This window comes from Agrococcus sp. HG114, from assembly GCF_024723325.1.
GTDB lineage: Bacteria > Actinomycetota > Actinomycetes > Actinomycetales > Microbacteriaceae > Agrococcus.
Window position 1 is genome coordinate 1 of record NZ_JANQCH010000299.1, and the last position, 388, is coordinate 388.

The following is a 388-nucleotide window of genomic DNA, read 5'->3' on the forward strand; positions in this document are numbered from 1 at the left end:
TTCCGGAAGACATGCGCACCGCGCGTCTGACCTCCAGCGAAAAACACCGTATTGTTGAGCGCGTGATCCGCCGCGTCAACGAACGCATTCCGGTGGCTTACCTGACCAACAGAGCCTGGTTCTGCGGCCATGAATTTTACGTCGATGAACGCGTGCTGGTGCCGCGCTCGCCGATTGGTGAACTGATCAACAATAAATTTGCCGGACTCATCAGCAAGCAACCGCAGCACATTTTAGATATGTGTACCGGTAGCGGCTGCATCGCCATTGCCTGTGCTTATGCCTTCCCGGAAGCGGAAGTCGACGCGGTGGACATCTCTCCCGACGCGCTGGCGGTTGCTGAACAGAACATCGAAGAACACGGTCTGATCCACAACGTCATTCCTAT

Annotated in this window: 1 protein-coding gene; it reads left to right on the top strand. The window is 55.7% G+C overall.

Annotated elements, in window-relative coordinates; genetic code table 11:
• Positions 1-388: HemK family protein methyltransferase (locus tag NWP09_RS13330; protein WP_258275951.1), on the top strand; the 388-nt coding region annotated here is incomplete at both ends.